This window comes from Castellaniella hirudinis (assembly GCF_047468865.1).
Lineage (GTDB): Bacteria > Pseudomonadota > Gammaproteobacteria > Burkholderiales > Burkholderiaceae_B > Castellaniella > Castellaniella hirudinis_A.
In genome coordinates, this window is record NZ_JBLGTV010000002.1 from 224,841 (window position 1) to 237,609 (window position 12,769).

At 67.1% G+C, this 12,769-nt stretch carries 10 protein-coding genes; 5 read left to right on the top strand and 5 right to left on the bottom strand.

What is annotated here, in order from left to right:
* The first annotated feature begins 8 nt into the window (after nt 1-8).
* The 5 genes from ACMHYJ_RS04655 to ACMHYJ_RS04675 are packed head-to-tail and all read left to right on the top strand — an operon-like array spanning nt 9 to nt 5,873.
* Nucleotides 9-899 carry a glycine betaine ABC transporter substrate-binding protein gene (locus ACMHYJ_RS04655; RefSeq protein ID WP_414245034.1) on the top strand — a complete coding sequence of 297 codons (891 nt, stop codon included), beginning with the start codon at nt 9-11 and terminating at the stop codon, nt 897-899.
* A gap of 25 nt (nt 900-924) precedes the next feature.
* On the top strand, nt 925-1,830 hold the full coding sequence (locus ACMHYJ_RS04660) for a nitrilase-related carbon-nitrogen hydrolase (protein ID WP_414245035.1): 906 nt from the start codon (nt 925-927) through the stop codon (nt 1,828-1,830).
* Complete coding sequence (locus ACMHYJ_RS04665; protein ID WP_414245036.1) at nt 1,830-3,023, top strand: acyl-CoA dehydrogenase family protein; 1,194 nt, start codon at nt 1,830-1,832, stop codon at nt 3,021-3,023. Before ACMHYJ_RS04660 ends, ACMHYJ_RS04665 begins: the two co-directional genes overlap by 1 nt.
* A 10-nt stretch (nt 3,024-3,033) precedes the next feature.
* The gene (locus tag ACMHYJ_RS04670) at nt 3,034-4,641 is read left to right on the top strand and encodes an AMP-binding protein (RefSeq protein WP_414245037.1); all 1,608 of its coding nucleotides are present in this window, start codon (nt 3,034-3,036) and stop codon (nt 4,639-4,641) included.
* A 53-nt stretch (nt 4,642-4,694) separates the two neighbouring features.
* Complete coding sequence (locus tag ACMHYJ_RS04675) at nt 4,695-5,873, top strand: MmgE/PrpD family protein (RefSeq protein WP_414245038.1); 1,179 nt, start codon at nt 4,695-4,697, stop codon at nt 5,871-5,873.
* Between the two features lie 152 nt (nt 5,874-6,025).
* Here the strand turns inward: ACMHYJ_RS04675 and ACMHYJ_RS04680 are convergent, their stop codons facing one another.
* The 5 genes from ACMHYJ_RS04680 to ACMHYJ_RS04700 all read right to left on the bottom strand — a co-directional run bounded on the left by ACMHYJ_RS04680 (nt 6,026) and on the right by ACMHYJ_RS04700 (nt 12,713).
* On the bottom strand, nt 6,026-8,197 hold the full coding sequence (locus ACMHYJ_RS04680; RefSeq protein WP_414245039.1) for a malate synthase G: 2,172 nt from the start codon (nt 8,195-8,197) through the stop codon (nt 6,026-6,028).
* Nucleotides 8,198-8,457: 260 nt separating this feature from the next.
* Nucleotides 8,458-9,873: a pyruvate kinase gene (pyk, locus tag ACMHYJ_RS04685; protein ID WP_414245040.1), complete on the bottom strand. Its 1,416-nt coding sequence runs from the start codon at nt 9,871-9,873 to the stop codon at nt 8,458-8,460.
* Nucleotides 9,870-10,313 carry a GlcG/HbpS family heme-binding protein gene (locus ACMHYJ_RS04690; RefSeq protein ID WP_414245041.1) on the bottom strand — a complete coding sequence of 148 codons (444 nt, stop codon included), beginning with the start codon at nt 10,311-10,313 and terminating at the stop codon, nt 9,870-9,872. The genes pyk and ACMHYJ_RS04690 overlap by 4 nt, the downstream gene beginning before the upstream one ends.
* Before the next feature lie 73 nt (nt 10,314-10,386).
* Nucleotides 10,387-11,646 (bottom strand): glycerate kinase type-2 family protein, encoded by a 1,260-nt coding sequence (locus ACMHYJ_RS04695; RefSeq protein WP_414245042.1) that lies wholly within the window; start codon nt 11,644-11,646, stop codon nt 10,387-10,389.
* A 182-nt stretch (nt 11,647-11,828) separates the two neighbouring features.
* Complete coding sequence (locus ACMHYJ_RS04700) at nt 11,829-12,713, bottom strand: 2-hydroxy-3-oxopropionate reductase (protein WP_414245043.1); 885 nt, start codon at nt 12,711-12,713, stop codon at nt 11,829-11,831.
* Nucleotides 12,714-12,769: the final 56 nt, after the last annotated feature.

Sequence of the window (12,769 nt, forward strand, 5' to 3'; positions counted from 1 at the left end):
GCAGACAAATGAAATTCCTCAAATTCGCTCAAGTGTGCGCCGCAACGGCCGTCCTGGCCTTTTCCGGCCAAGCGGCGGCGGCCGATGCCATCGTGGTGGGGGGCAAGAATTTCACCGAGCAGCAGATCATGGCGGAGATGACCAGCCAGCTTCTGCGGGCCAAGGGTTATTCGGTCGACACCCGGGCCGGCATGGGCAGCGCGGTGCTGCGCAAGGCTCAGGAAAGCGGCCTGGTGGATGTCTACTGGGAATACACGGGCACCTCGCTGATCGTCTACAACAAAGTGACCGAGCCGTTGTCGGCCCAGGCCGTGTACGACCGGGTCAAGCAATTGGACGCGGCCAAGGGCCTGGTCTGGCTGGATCCTTCCAAGGCCAATAATACCTATGCCCTGGCCATGCGCAAGCAAGCGGCCGACGACCTGGGGTTGGCGACGATCAGCGACCTGGCCGGCGCCGTCAACCAGGGGAAAAACCTGTCGTTTGCCGTGAATGCCGAGTTCTACGCGCGCGCCGATGGCCTGAAGCCCCTGCAGGAAACCTATGGCTTCGAGTTCAAGCGGGCCGACATCAAGCGGATGGATACGGGCCTGACCTATCAGGCCCTGCGCGACAAGCAAGTGGACGTGGCCCTGGTGTTCGCCACGGATGGGCGCATACCCGCGTTTGATTTTGTCGTCTTGCAGGATGACAAGGGCTTCTTTCCCTCCTATGCCTTGACGCCGGTCGTGCGCCAGGCCGTGCTGGACAAACAGCCCACGCTGGCGGATGACCTGAATCGCTTGTCCGCCGTCCTGGATGACCAGACGATGGCCAGCCTGAACGCCCGGGTCGATGTCGATCACCAGTCGATCGACGCGGTATGCCAGGCGTTTCTGAAGGAAAAGGGATTGATCTGAACGGGGCGGAATGATGAGCCGTGACATGAACGCGCTGCGCATCGGCGTGGCCCAGACCCAGGGCCGCCTGGGTGATCCGGCCCATAACCTGGATCAGCACCTGGCCCTGGTCGGGACGGCGCGGGCGCAGCGGATTCAGCTGCTGCTGTTCCCGGAGCTTTCCCTGACCGGGTACGACTTGGGCGAAACGGTGCCGGCGCTGGCGCGGCGCCGGGACGACGCGCTGGTCCGCCGGATCGCCGAGGCCGCCCGGGGGATCGATGTCGTGTTCGGCATGGTCGAGGAGGCGAGGGCGGCCCGCTTCTACAACAGCATGCTGTGGGTGCGCGACGGCGTCGTGCGGTTTGTCCATCGCAAGATCAACCTGCCCACGTATGGCCAGCTGGAGGAGGGCAAGCGGTATACGGCGGGCCGGCGGGTGGATATTTGTCCCGTCCGGGGGCCGTGGGACGCGGGCCTGTTGATTTGCGCGGATCTGTGGAATCCGGCGCTGGTTCACTTGGCCATGCTGCAGGGGGCGACGGTGCTGTTGGCCCCCATCAGCTCGGCGCTGGGGGTGGTCGGCGGCGGGTTTTCCAACCCCCAGGGCTGGGATCTGGCCCTGCGCTTCTACGCCATGATGTACGGCACGCCCATCGTGATGGCCAATCGGACGGGCGGGGAGGGGCGGCGCGAGTTCTGGGGCGGATCCAGGATACTGGACCCCCTGGGCCAGGTCGTGGCCCAGGTTCCCGAAGGGGAAAGCGGCCTGGCCTGGGCTGCGCTGGATTACGAAGCCGTGCGTCAGGCCCGTTTCAACCTGCCCACGGTGCGCGACAGCGATCCCGTGGGCAACCTGAGAGAACTGCGGCGCATTCTCGATCTGCCCGACGACCGGCCTGGTCTGGGCGGCGCTGCGCGCGGGAACCGGATAGCCAATAAGGAGCGGTGATGGAGGACTATCTTCTGGATGATGAGGCGCGCCGGTTTCGTGCCGATGTGCGGGATTTCTTGCAAAGGGAACTCGTTCCCCGGGCCGAAGCCATCGAAGACCGGCAGGATTGGGCGGCTGTGCAGGCGGTAGTCCGCGCACTGGGCCAGGCGCACTACCTGACTCTGATGTTCCCGGATTTGTACGCGGGGGCCTTGTCGGCGCCCGGCCTGGTGCATGCGACGATCCTGTCCGAGGAAGCGGCGGCGGTGAATTATGCGTTTGAAACGACCATCGCCACGGCGACGTCTTGCGCCTACCCCTTGCATCGCTATGCCCAGCCGGCGGTGCGGGCGCGCTATCTGGACGGCATCGTCGGTGGCCGGGAGGTCGGGGCCATCTGTGTGACCGAGCCCGAGGTCGGATCCGACAGTGCCGGGATGGCCACCCGGATCGAGTTCGATGCGCACCGCAACGAATGGGTGATCAACGGCTTCAAGCGCTACATTTCAAATGCTTCCGTCGCGGATACCTATATCGTCTATGGCATCAGCAACCCGGCGGTGCCGTCCCGGAAAGGCATGAGCGCCGTCGTCGTGCCCAAGGAAACGCCGGGTATTCATTTCCCTCGTTGCTACACCTTCATGGGGCGGCGCGGCTGCGTCGTCGGCGAAGTGGTGTTCGAGGATTGCCGGGTGCCGGCGGATCATTTGCTGGGCCAGCGCGACGAGGGATTCCGCATCATGCTGGCCATGTTCAATTTCGAGCGGATCATCCTCGGTGGCTCGGGCCTGGGGCAGGCGCGGGCGGCATTCAGGATTGCGGCGGATCACGCGCAGCGGCGCGAGAGCTTTGGCCAAAAGCTGGGCTGCAAGCAGCTGATCTGGGATCGGATCGCCGAAATGAGCTGGCGCATCGACGCTGCCGAGCTGCTGACCTACCGGGCGGCGCGGCTGTATGACGCGGGCCGGTTGAGTCCCAAGGCGCTGATGAAGCCCGCGTCGATGGCGAAGCTGGTATCGACCGAGACAGCGATTTTCTGCGCCGACGCGGCGGTGCAGATCCTGGGGGGCGATGGCCTGACCAAGGAATACGGCCGCGCCGAACAACTCTATCGGGATGCCCGGGCATTGACCATCGTCGGAGGGACTTCGGAAATGGTGAAGTACCTGATCGCCTGCAGCGACCTGCCTTCCCTCAAACCCAATCTTTGACGGCCATCGCATGAATGTTTCCTCGATTCTTGCCCGCACGGTGGATCGCTATCCGGCCAAAGAAGCGCTGGTGTTCGGCGAACGGCGCTGGACCTATGCCGCCTGGGATGCCCGGATCAACCGGGTGGCGCATGCCTTGGCCGCTCTGGGTGTGCGCCCGCTGGATCGCGTGGCGCTGTATCTGCACACGGATGAAGCCTCGGCGACGATTTATTTCGCCTGCCAGAAAATCGGCGCGGTGGCCGTGCCGATGAATTTTCGCCTGGCGGCGGCCGAGGTCGCCCACATCCTGCGGGATTCCGGGGCGCGCGTGCTGGCCTACAGCCAGGCCCTGGCGTCCACGGTCGATGCGGCGGCGCGGGACGTGCGCGGCCTCCACGATTTCATCGCCGTGGCCCCCGGCGGGGCGACGATCCCGGCCGGGCATCATGATTACGAAACCCTGGCCGGCCAGGGCTGCGCGGACGCGCCGGATTACGCGCCCGCATCCGGCCAGTTGTCCGCGCTGGTGTATACCTCCGGCACGACGGGCCGCGCCAAGGGGGTCATGCACACGCACGCCAATGACGTCGCCATCGCCATGAATTGCACCATGGAATACAGCTTGGTCATGGCGGATCGGGCGCTGCATATTGCGCCGCTTTACCACGTGGGCGGCATGCAGGCGTATTTTTTGCCCCATGTGCTGGTGGGGGGCGCCAATGTCATCATGGGCCGCTATGAAGCCGGCGATACGCTGCGGATGATCGAGGGCGAACGGATCACGACACTGTTTGCCGTGCCCACCCAGATCCAGCAAATGCTGTTTCACCCGCGTTTCAAGGACTTTGACGTGTCGTCCCTGCGGATGATCACCACCGGCGGGGCCGCTATCGCCGCCGCGACCATGGCGCGCGTGCTGCGCGAGTTCTGCGGCGGCCTGTTCAACGGTTATGGCATGACGGAAGCCAGCCTGACCCTGCTGCTGCATCCCGAAGACGCCTTGACGCGCCTGGGGTCGTGCGGCAAGCCCACATTGGTGTCGCAGGCGCGGGTCATCCGCCACGACCCGCAGCGGGAGGTCGGGCCGGACGAAGTCGTTTCCCCCGGCACAGTGGGCCAGTTGATCGTGCAAGGGCCGCAGATGATGGCCGGCTATTGGAACAACCCCGCGGAGTCGGCGCGCCGGCTGAAACAGGGTTGGCTGTACACCGGGGATCTGTTCAGCCAGGATGAGGCGGGCTACTACACCTTCCAGGGGCGGACCGACGACATGATTGTCTCGGGGGGCGAGAACATCTATCCCCGGGAAGTCGAGGAGGCGCTTTACCATTGCCCGGGCGTGCGCGAGGCCGCCGTCATCGGCCTGCCGGATCCCCGTTGGGGGCAGGTGGTCGCGGCGGTCATCGTTCGCGCCGATCCGGGTCTGCGGGCGGTGGATGTGGATGCTTTCTGCCGGGGCAGCGGCCTGCTGGCGGCGTTCAAGCGCCCGCGCCAGGTGTTCTTCACGGATCGGTTGCCGCTGAACCCCAGCGGCAAGGTGGTCAAGCACGAATTGCTCAGGCAGTATGCGCCGCCGCCATCGCCGCCATCGCCATCGCCGCCGTTGTCGTCATCGTCACCATCATCGTCGGCATGAGGCCGCCGCCCGCCGCGCAGGGGGGCTGCGCCGGAAAAATCAGGAGCCCGACCATGCCGAACCCGACTTCGGATGTCTTGCAATTCATCCATGCCTTGGACTTTGACGCGCTGCCGGATCCCGTGATCCGGCAGGCGCGTCGCTGCTTGCTGGATCTGTGCGGTGTGGCCGCCGCCGGCGGCACGACCCGGCTGTCGCGCATCGTCCGGGATCACGCCGCCCTGCACTATGGCGCATCGGGGCTGGGCGCCAGGATGCTGTTCGATGGTCGGCGCGTCAGCCTGCCCGGCATGGTGCTGGCGGGGGCGGCGAGCATCGACAGTGTCGATGCCCATGACGGCCATGTGCTGACCAAGGGCCATGTGGGGGTGACGGTGCTGCCTGTGGTGCTGGCGCTGGCGGATGCCGGTTTGATCCTTTCGGGCCGGGCCTTGCTGGCGGCCCTGGTGCTGGGGTATGAGGTCGCCACCCGCGCCGGCGTGGCGCTGCATGCCACCGCCTGCGACTATCACACCTCGGGGGCCTGGAACAGCCTGGCCGCCGCCGCACTGACGGCGCGGGCCCTTGGGCTGGCGGTGGACAAGACCCGCGAGGCGCTGGGCATTGCGGAATACTTCGCGCCCCGCAGCCAGATGATGCGCTGCATTGAGCACCCGACCATGGTCAAGGACGGATCGGGCTGGGGGGCCATGACCGGCGTATCGGCCGCCCTGTTGGCGGCGGATGGCTTCACGGGGGCGCCGGCCGTGCTGCTGGAGAACTCTGCCGTTGCCTCTCTCTGGCAGGATCTGGGGCGGCGCTGGGCCATCATGGAACAGTATTTCAAGCCTTACCCGGTTTGCCGCTGGGCGCAGCCCGCCGTCGAAGCGGCCTTGTCATTGGCCAGGGCGTATGCGGTGCCGTCCGAGGGTATTGTTTCGATACGCGTGTCGACTTTCCATGAAGCCGCGCGCCTGGCGACCCGCCATCCGGCCACCACCGAAGCCGCGCAGTACAGCCTGCCCTTTGCCGTGGCATCCGCCTTGCGGCATGGCGACCTGGGGGTCGCCGGGATCACGGGGGCGGCCCTGCAAGATGCCGAGATCGCGCGCCTGGGCCAGGCCGTCGTCTTGGCCGAAGATCCGGGCTACAGCGCCCGCGCGTGCGCAGCCGACAGCTTCGGCAGGCCGTGGCCGCGCTGGGCCAACCGGATCGGCCGGATCTGGACGAGGCCCAACCGGCCCGGCTGCTGACCTTGTTGACGGATCGGGCGTAGGCCCGGTTTTCCAGTGCCGGCCCGAAGCGGCGTCTGGGTTTTGCCGCCGGGCCGTTGGACATCGCCTGCGCAACACAGCAACACAGCGGCCCAGCGATCCGCCCGCCCTTGGCGACCCCCGGGTTGCGTTTATGCCCGGGCCAGCGCCGCTTTTTTCACCTGGCGCCAGTGGTGCAGCAGGGGCTCGGTGTAGCCGTTGGGCTGTTCCAGGCCCTTGAAGATCAGATCGCTGGCGGCCTTGAAGGCGCAGGACGTATCGAAATGGCCGTCCATGGGCTCGTAGGCCGGGTCGTCCGCGTTTTGCTTGTCGACCACGGCGGCCATGCGGCGCAGGGTTTCCTCGACCTGGGTCGGGGTGGCGATGCCGTGCAGCAGCCAATTGGCGATGTGCTGGCTGGAAATCCGCAGGGTGGCGCGGTCTTCCATCAGGCCCACGTCGTGGATGTCGGGCACCTTGGAGCAGCCCACGCCCTGGTCGATCCAGCGCACCACATAGCCCAGAATGCCCTGGCAGTTATTGTCCAGCTCTTGCTGGACTTGCTTGGGCGTCCAGGTGGGGGCGGCGGTGACGGGGACGGTCAGGATGCGGCCGGTGTAGTCTTCGTGGCGGTCTTCCAGGGATTTCTGCACGTCCACCACATTCACCTGGTGATAGTGCAGGGCATGCAGGGTGGCGGCGGTGGGCGAGGGCACCCAGGCAGTGTTGCCGCCGGCCTTGACGTGTTCGATTTTCTTTTCCAGCATGGCGGCCATCAGATCCGGCATGGCCCACATGCCCTTGCCGATCTGGGCGTGGCCGCGCAGGCCGCATTCCAGGCCGGTCTGCACGTTGTTCAGTTCGTAGGCCTGAATCCAGGCCTGGGACTTCATGTCGCCCTTGCGCACCATGGCGCCCGCGTACATGGACGTATGCAGTTCGTCGCCGGTGCGGTCCAAAAAGCCGGTGTTGATGAAGACCACGCGCTCGGCGGCGGCGGCGATGCAGGCTTTCAGGTTGACGCTGGTGCGGCGTTCTTCGTCCATGATGCCCATCTTGACGGTGTTGGGCGCCAGGCCCAGCAGCTGCTCGACGCGGCCGAAAATTTCGCTGGCGAAGGCGACTTCGTCGGGGCCGTGCATTTTGGGCTTGACGATGTACACGGACCCCGTGCGCGAGTTCTTGCGGAGCTTCAGGTCGTGCAGGGCGATCAGCACGGTGCAGACGGCATCCAGGATGCCTTCGGGGATTTCGTGGCCGTCGCGGTCGAGGATGGCCGGGTTGGTCATCAGGTGGCCGACGTTGCGCACGAACATCAGGGCGCGGCCATGCAGGCTGGCGGCGTTGCCGTCGCGGGCGATGTAGTCGCGGTCGGGGTTCAGCCGGCGGGTGATGGTCTTGCCGCCCTTGACCAGATCCTCGGTCAGATCGCCCTTCATCAGGCCCAGCCAGTTGCGATAGGCCACGACCTTGTCGTCCGCATCGACGGCGGCCACGGAGTCTTCGCAGTCCATGATGGTGGTCAGGGCGGATTCGATGGCCACATCCTTGATGTGGGCGGCGTCGGCCTGGCCGATGGGTGATTGGGCGTCGAACTGGATTTCGAAGTGCAGGCCGTGGTGCTGGAACACCAGGGCCTCGGGGGCGGCGGCATCGCCCCGGTGGCCCAGGAAGGCGTCGTCCCGGGCCAGGCCGGTGGTGGCGCCGGTGTTCAGGGTGACCTGCAGCGTGCCGTCCACCACGGCGTAGCCGGTGGCGTCGCGGTGCGCGCCCTGGGCCAGGGGGATGCTGCTGTCCAGGAACTGGCGGGCGAAGGCGATGACGCGCTGGCCGCGCACGGGGTTGTAGCCCTTGCCGCGGGCGGCCCCGTCGGTGTCCGGGATGGCGTCAGTGCCGTACAGGGCGTCGTACAGGCTGCCCCAGCGGGCGTTGGCGGCGTTCAGGGCATAGCGGGCGTTCATCACCGGCACCACCAGCTGGGGGCCGGCCTGCCGGGTGATTTCGGTATCCACGTGGGCGGTGGTGACCTTGACCTGCGCGGGCACGGGTTTCAGGTAGCCGATTTCCTGCAGAAAGGCGCGGTAGGCGGCCGGGTCGGCCACGGGGCCGGGGTGCTGCTTGTACCAGGCGTCCAGGTCGGCCTGCAGGCGATCGCGCTCGGCCAGCAGGGCGCGGTTTTTCGGGGCCAGATCATGCACGATGGCCGCCAGGCCTTCCCAGAAGGCGGCGCTTTGCACGCCGGTGCCCGGCAGGGCTTCTTGTTCCAGGAATTGGTGCAGTACGCCTGCCACCTGCAGGCCATGGCTGGAAATGCGATCGGTCATGATGGTCCTTGGGGATTCTATCTGTCAATCCATAATTATAGGCAGTCTTCTATAAGAGTTAAAGTCTTGGCCCGGTCGCGGATTGCGGCCGGAAGACAGGCTAAGGCATTGCCGCCACACAGAAAAAAGGCCCGCTTCAAAGAAAGCGGGCCGGCTATATGCGAGGCTGGATACTGCTTATACGGATTGCGGGGACGGAGATGCCGTCCGGCGTGTGCCGGCGGCTTGTCCGTGTTGGCGGTGTGCGCGGCGCATCCCGGTCAGACCTGGGTGATGTGCAGCAGATTGGTGCTGCCGCTGAGGCCAAAAGGCAGGCCGGCGATCACGATCAGGGTGTCGCCGCCGACGGCTAGGCCGGCCGCTTGGGCGGCCTGGCTGGCGCAGGCGATCATCTCGCTGGATTCGTGCAGCTGCTCGGGGAAGTGCACGGGGCGCACCCCCCAGGCCAGGGCCAGGCGGCGGGCGGTGCGCGGTTCCGGCGTCAGGGCCAGGATCGGCGTGGTGGGCCGCTCGCGGCTGGCGCGCAAGGCGCTGAAGCCGGAGGCGGTGTAGGCCACGGTGGCCGCAGGCTGCAACAGGCCGGCCACGCGGCGCAGCGCGCAGCAGATGGCGTCGGGGATGTTGGCTTCGGCCGGGCTGTGGGTGGCGTCCAGGTTGCTGCGCCAGGACGGATCGGCTTCGACTTCGCGGATGATGCGGCTCATGATGGTGACGGCTTCCACCGGGTACTGCCCGGAGGCGGATTCAGCCGACAGCATGACGGCGTCGGCCCCGCTGTAGACGGCGGTGGCCACGTCCGAGGCCTCGGCCCGGGTGGGCACGGGCGCGGTAATCATGGATTCCAGCATCTGCGTGGCCACGACCACTGGCTTGCCGGCGGCGCGGGCGTGGCGCACGATGCGCTGCTGCAGCACCGGCACGCGCTGCGGGGGAAGCTCGACCCCCAGGTCGCCGCGCGCCACCATGATCCCATCGGCCTGCGCGATGATGGCGTCCAGGTGCTCGATGGCGGCGGGTTTTTCCAGCTTGGCCATGATCCAGGCCTGGTCGCCGATCAGGCTGCGAGCTTCGATGATGTCCTCGGGGCGCTGCACAAAGGACAGGGCCACCCAGTCCACGCCCAGCGACAGGCCGAAGGCCAGGTCGGCGCGGTCTTTTTCGGTCAACGGGGAGATCGGCAGGATCACGCCGGGCACGTTTACCCCTTTGCGATCCGACAGCGGGCCGCCCACCACGACGGTGGTGTCGGCGAAATCCGGGCCGTGGCGGTTGACTTTCAGGCGCAGTTTGCCGTCATCCAGCAACAGGTCGGTGCCGTCTTCCAAGGCGGCGAAGATTTCCGGGTGGGGCAGGTGGGCGCGCTGGCTGGTGCCCTCGGCGGGATCCAGATCCAGCCGGAACGCCTGGCCCGGCGTCAGCGCGACTTTGCCGCCGGCGATTTTACCCACGCGCAGTTTGGGGCCTTGCAAGTCCATCAGGATGCCGATAGGGCGGCCGATTTCCGCTTCGAGCTGGCGGATGATGCGGTAGCGTTCGGCGTGATCCTCGTGGCTGCCGTGGCTGAAGTTCAGCCGGAACACATTGGCGCCGGCCTCTACCAGGGCGCGGATTTGTTCGGGGGTCGAGGTGGCGGGGCCCAGGGTCGCCAGGATGCGGGCGCGGCGTTCGGTGCTCATGCGGATTTCCCTTGATACAGGTGTTCGCTCAGGTGATCGGGGCCGTCCAGCGCCGCCACCCCGGCGCGGGCCACCTGGGCGTCCTGGCCGGCTTGCACGCCCGATACGCCCACCGCCCCGATGACCTGGTCGTCGTAGTAAATGGGTTCGCCGCCCTCCAGCGGCACGACGGGCATGGACAGGGCGGCGATGCGGCCCTGATTGACCATGTCCTCGTAGACTTTGCTGGGCTTGCCACTGAGCACGCAGGCGCGGGCTTTTTCCGGGGCGACCAGGGCGCTCATGATATTGGCGGCATCCATGCGCTGCAGCCACAGGGGGTAGCCGCCCGCATCACAGATGGCGATGCTGACGTTCCAGTCGTTTTTGCGGGCTTCGGCCTCGGCGGCCAGGGCCATGCGGCGGGCGTCGTCCAGGGTCAGGACGCGAATTGTTTTCATGTCAAGTCTCCTTCTGGCTGTCGGGGCGTCCATCCCTTCGGGGCGGCGTCCGGCAGCGCGGGTGGTGTGCGAACTAAAGAATCAGGAAGGCGCGAAAATCGTTGACGTTGGTCAGCGTGGGGCCCGTCACCAGGGAATCGCCCAGCCGTTCGAAAAAGCCGTGGCCGTCGTTGTCGTCCAGGTGTGCGCGCGGCGGCATGCCCGCGGCCCAGGCGCGGTTCAGGGTGTCGGGGGTGATCAGCGCCCCGGCGATTTCCTCCTGGCCATCGACGCCGTCGGTATCGCCCGCCAGGCCGTAGACCTGATCCGCGCCGTCCAGGGCGATGGCGGCGGACAGCAGGCATTCGACGTTGCGCCCGCCGCGCCCCTGGCCGCGCACGGTGACGGTGGTTTCGCCGCCGGACAGCAGCACGCAGGGGGCGGGGGCGGGTTGATCGTGGGCGCGCACCTGCAGGGCAATGCCGGCCAGCACCTTGCCCACGTCGCGGGCTTCGCCTTCGATGCGGTCGCCCAGCAGCACGGGGGTGACGCCCGCGTCCCGGGCCACGGCGGCGGCGGCTTCCAGCGCCAGCTGGGGGGTGGCGATCAGGTGGGTTTCCACGCGGGCCAGCGCCGGGTCGCCCGGTTTCAGGGTTTCGCCCTCGCCGGATTCCAGCAGGCGGCGGGCGCCGTCGGGCAGGTCGATGCGGTAGCGGCGCGCGATGTCCAGCGCGTCGGCGCAGGTGCTGGGGTCGGCCACCGTGGGGCCGGATGCGATGTCGCAGGGCTGGTCGCCGGGCACGTCGGAAATCAGCAGGTTGACCACCCGCGCCGGGGCGCAGGCGGCAGCCAGGCGGCCGCCCTTGATGCCCGACAGGTGGCGGCGCACGCAGTTCATTTCGGCGATGGTGGCGCCCGATTTCAGCAAGGCGCGGTTGATGGCCTGCTTGTCGGCCAGGCTGATCCCGGGGCCGGGCACGGGCAGCAGCGACGAACCGCCGCCGGAGATCAGGCAGATCACCAGATCGTCGGCGGTCAGGCCGCGGACTTGCTCGAACAGGCGTTGCGCGGCGCGTTCGCCGGCTTCGTCGGGCACGGGGTGGGCGGCTTCGATGATGTCGAGCCGCTCACAGGGCACGGCATAGCCGTAGCGCGTGACCACCACGCCTTCCAGGGGGCCGTCCCAGTGTGTTGCAAACGCCTGGGCCATGGCGGCGGAGGCTTTGCCCGCCCCGATGACGATCGTGCGCCCCTTGGGGCGCGACGGCAGAAAGGCGGGGATGCAGTGTTCCGGCTGGGCGGCGCGCACGGCCGCCTGAAACATGCGGGTCAACAGTTCGCGGGGATCGGTCATGGGCTTCTCTGGTCAGGTTTTGCGTTCAATGATCAAGGGCCGGCGGCAAGCGGGCGGCCGGCAGCGACCAAAGGACAGGGTCTGGGGGTTCAGGCCCTCTCCTTTGGCGGGTTGGCCGCCTGCCCGGCGGGCTGGTGCATTCGGACTCCGGTGAATGCACGCCGGGCAGGTTGCCGAACAGGTTACTGGCCGATTTCGTGGTTGGCCAGGATTTCCAGGGCGCGCACCATGCCGGAATGATCCCAGGCCGCGCCGCCGTGGGCCACGCAGGCGTTGAACAGTTCCTGGGCGACCGCCGTACTCGGCAGGGACAGGCCCAACTGGCGGGCGGTGGTCAGCGCCAGGTTCAGATCCTTCTGGTGCAGGTTGATGCGGAAGCCCGGATCGAAGGTGCGCTTGACCATGCGTTCGCCGTGCACTTCGAGGATGCGCGAGCTGGCGAAGCCGCCCATCAGGGCCTGGCGCACCTTGGCGGGGTCGGCCCCGGCCTTGGAGGCCAGCACCAGGGCTTCGCCCACGGCTTCGATGGTCAGGGCCACGATGATCTGGTTGGCGACCTTGGTGGTCTGGCCGTCGCCGTTGCCGCCCACCAGGGTGATGTTCTTGCCCATCAGGGCAAAAATGGATTCGCACTGATCAAATGCGGCCTGGCTGCCGCCGATCATGATGGTCAGGCTGGCGGCCTTGGCGCCGACTTCGCCGCCGGACACCGGGGCGTCCAGGTATTCGCAGCCCAGGTCGTTGATCTTCTTGGCGAATTCTTTGGTGGCGACGGGCGAGATCGAGCTCATGTCGATGACGATCTTGCCTTTGGACAGGCCGGCGGCGACGCCGTTTTCACCGAACAGCACGGCTTCGACGTCGGGCGTGTCGGGCACCATCACGATGATGATGTCGGACGCCTGGGCGACTTCGGTGCTGTTGGCTGCTTGCTTGGCGCCGGCGTCCAGCAGGCTTTGCGGGGTGTTGCCCACGGTGTAGGTGACCAGGGAGTGGCCGCCCTTGATCAGGTTGGCCGCCATGGGGGTGCCCATGATGCCCAGACCGATGAATCCGATGTTAGCCATGAGAATGCTCCTTATTGCGTTGGCATGGGGGCGGGGTAGGCCCGCCCCGATAGGGT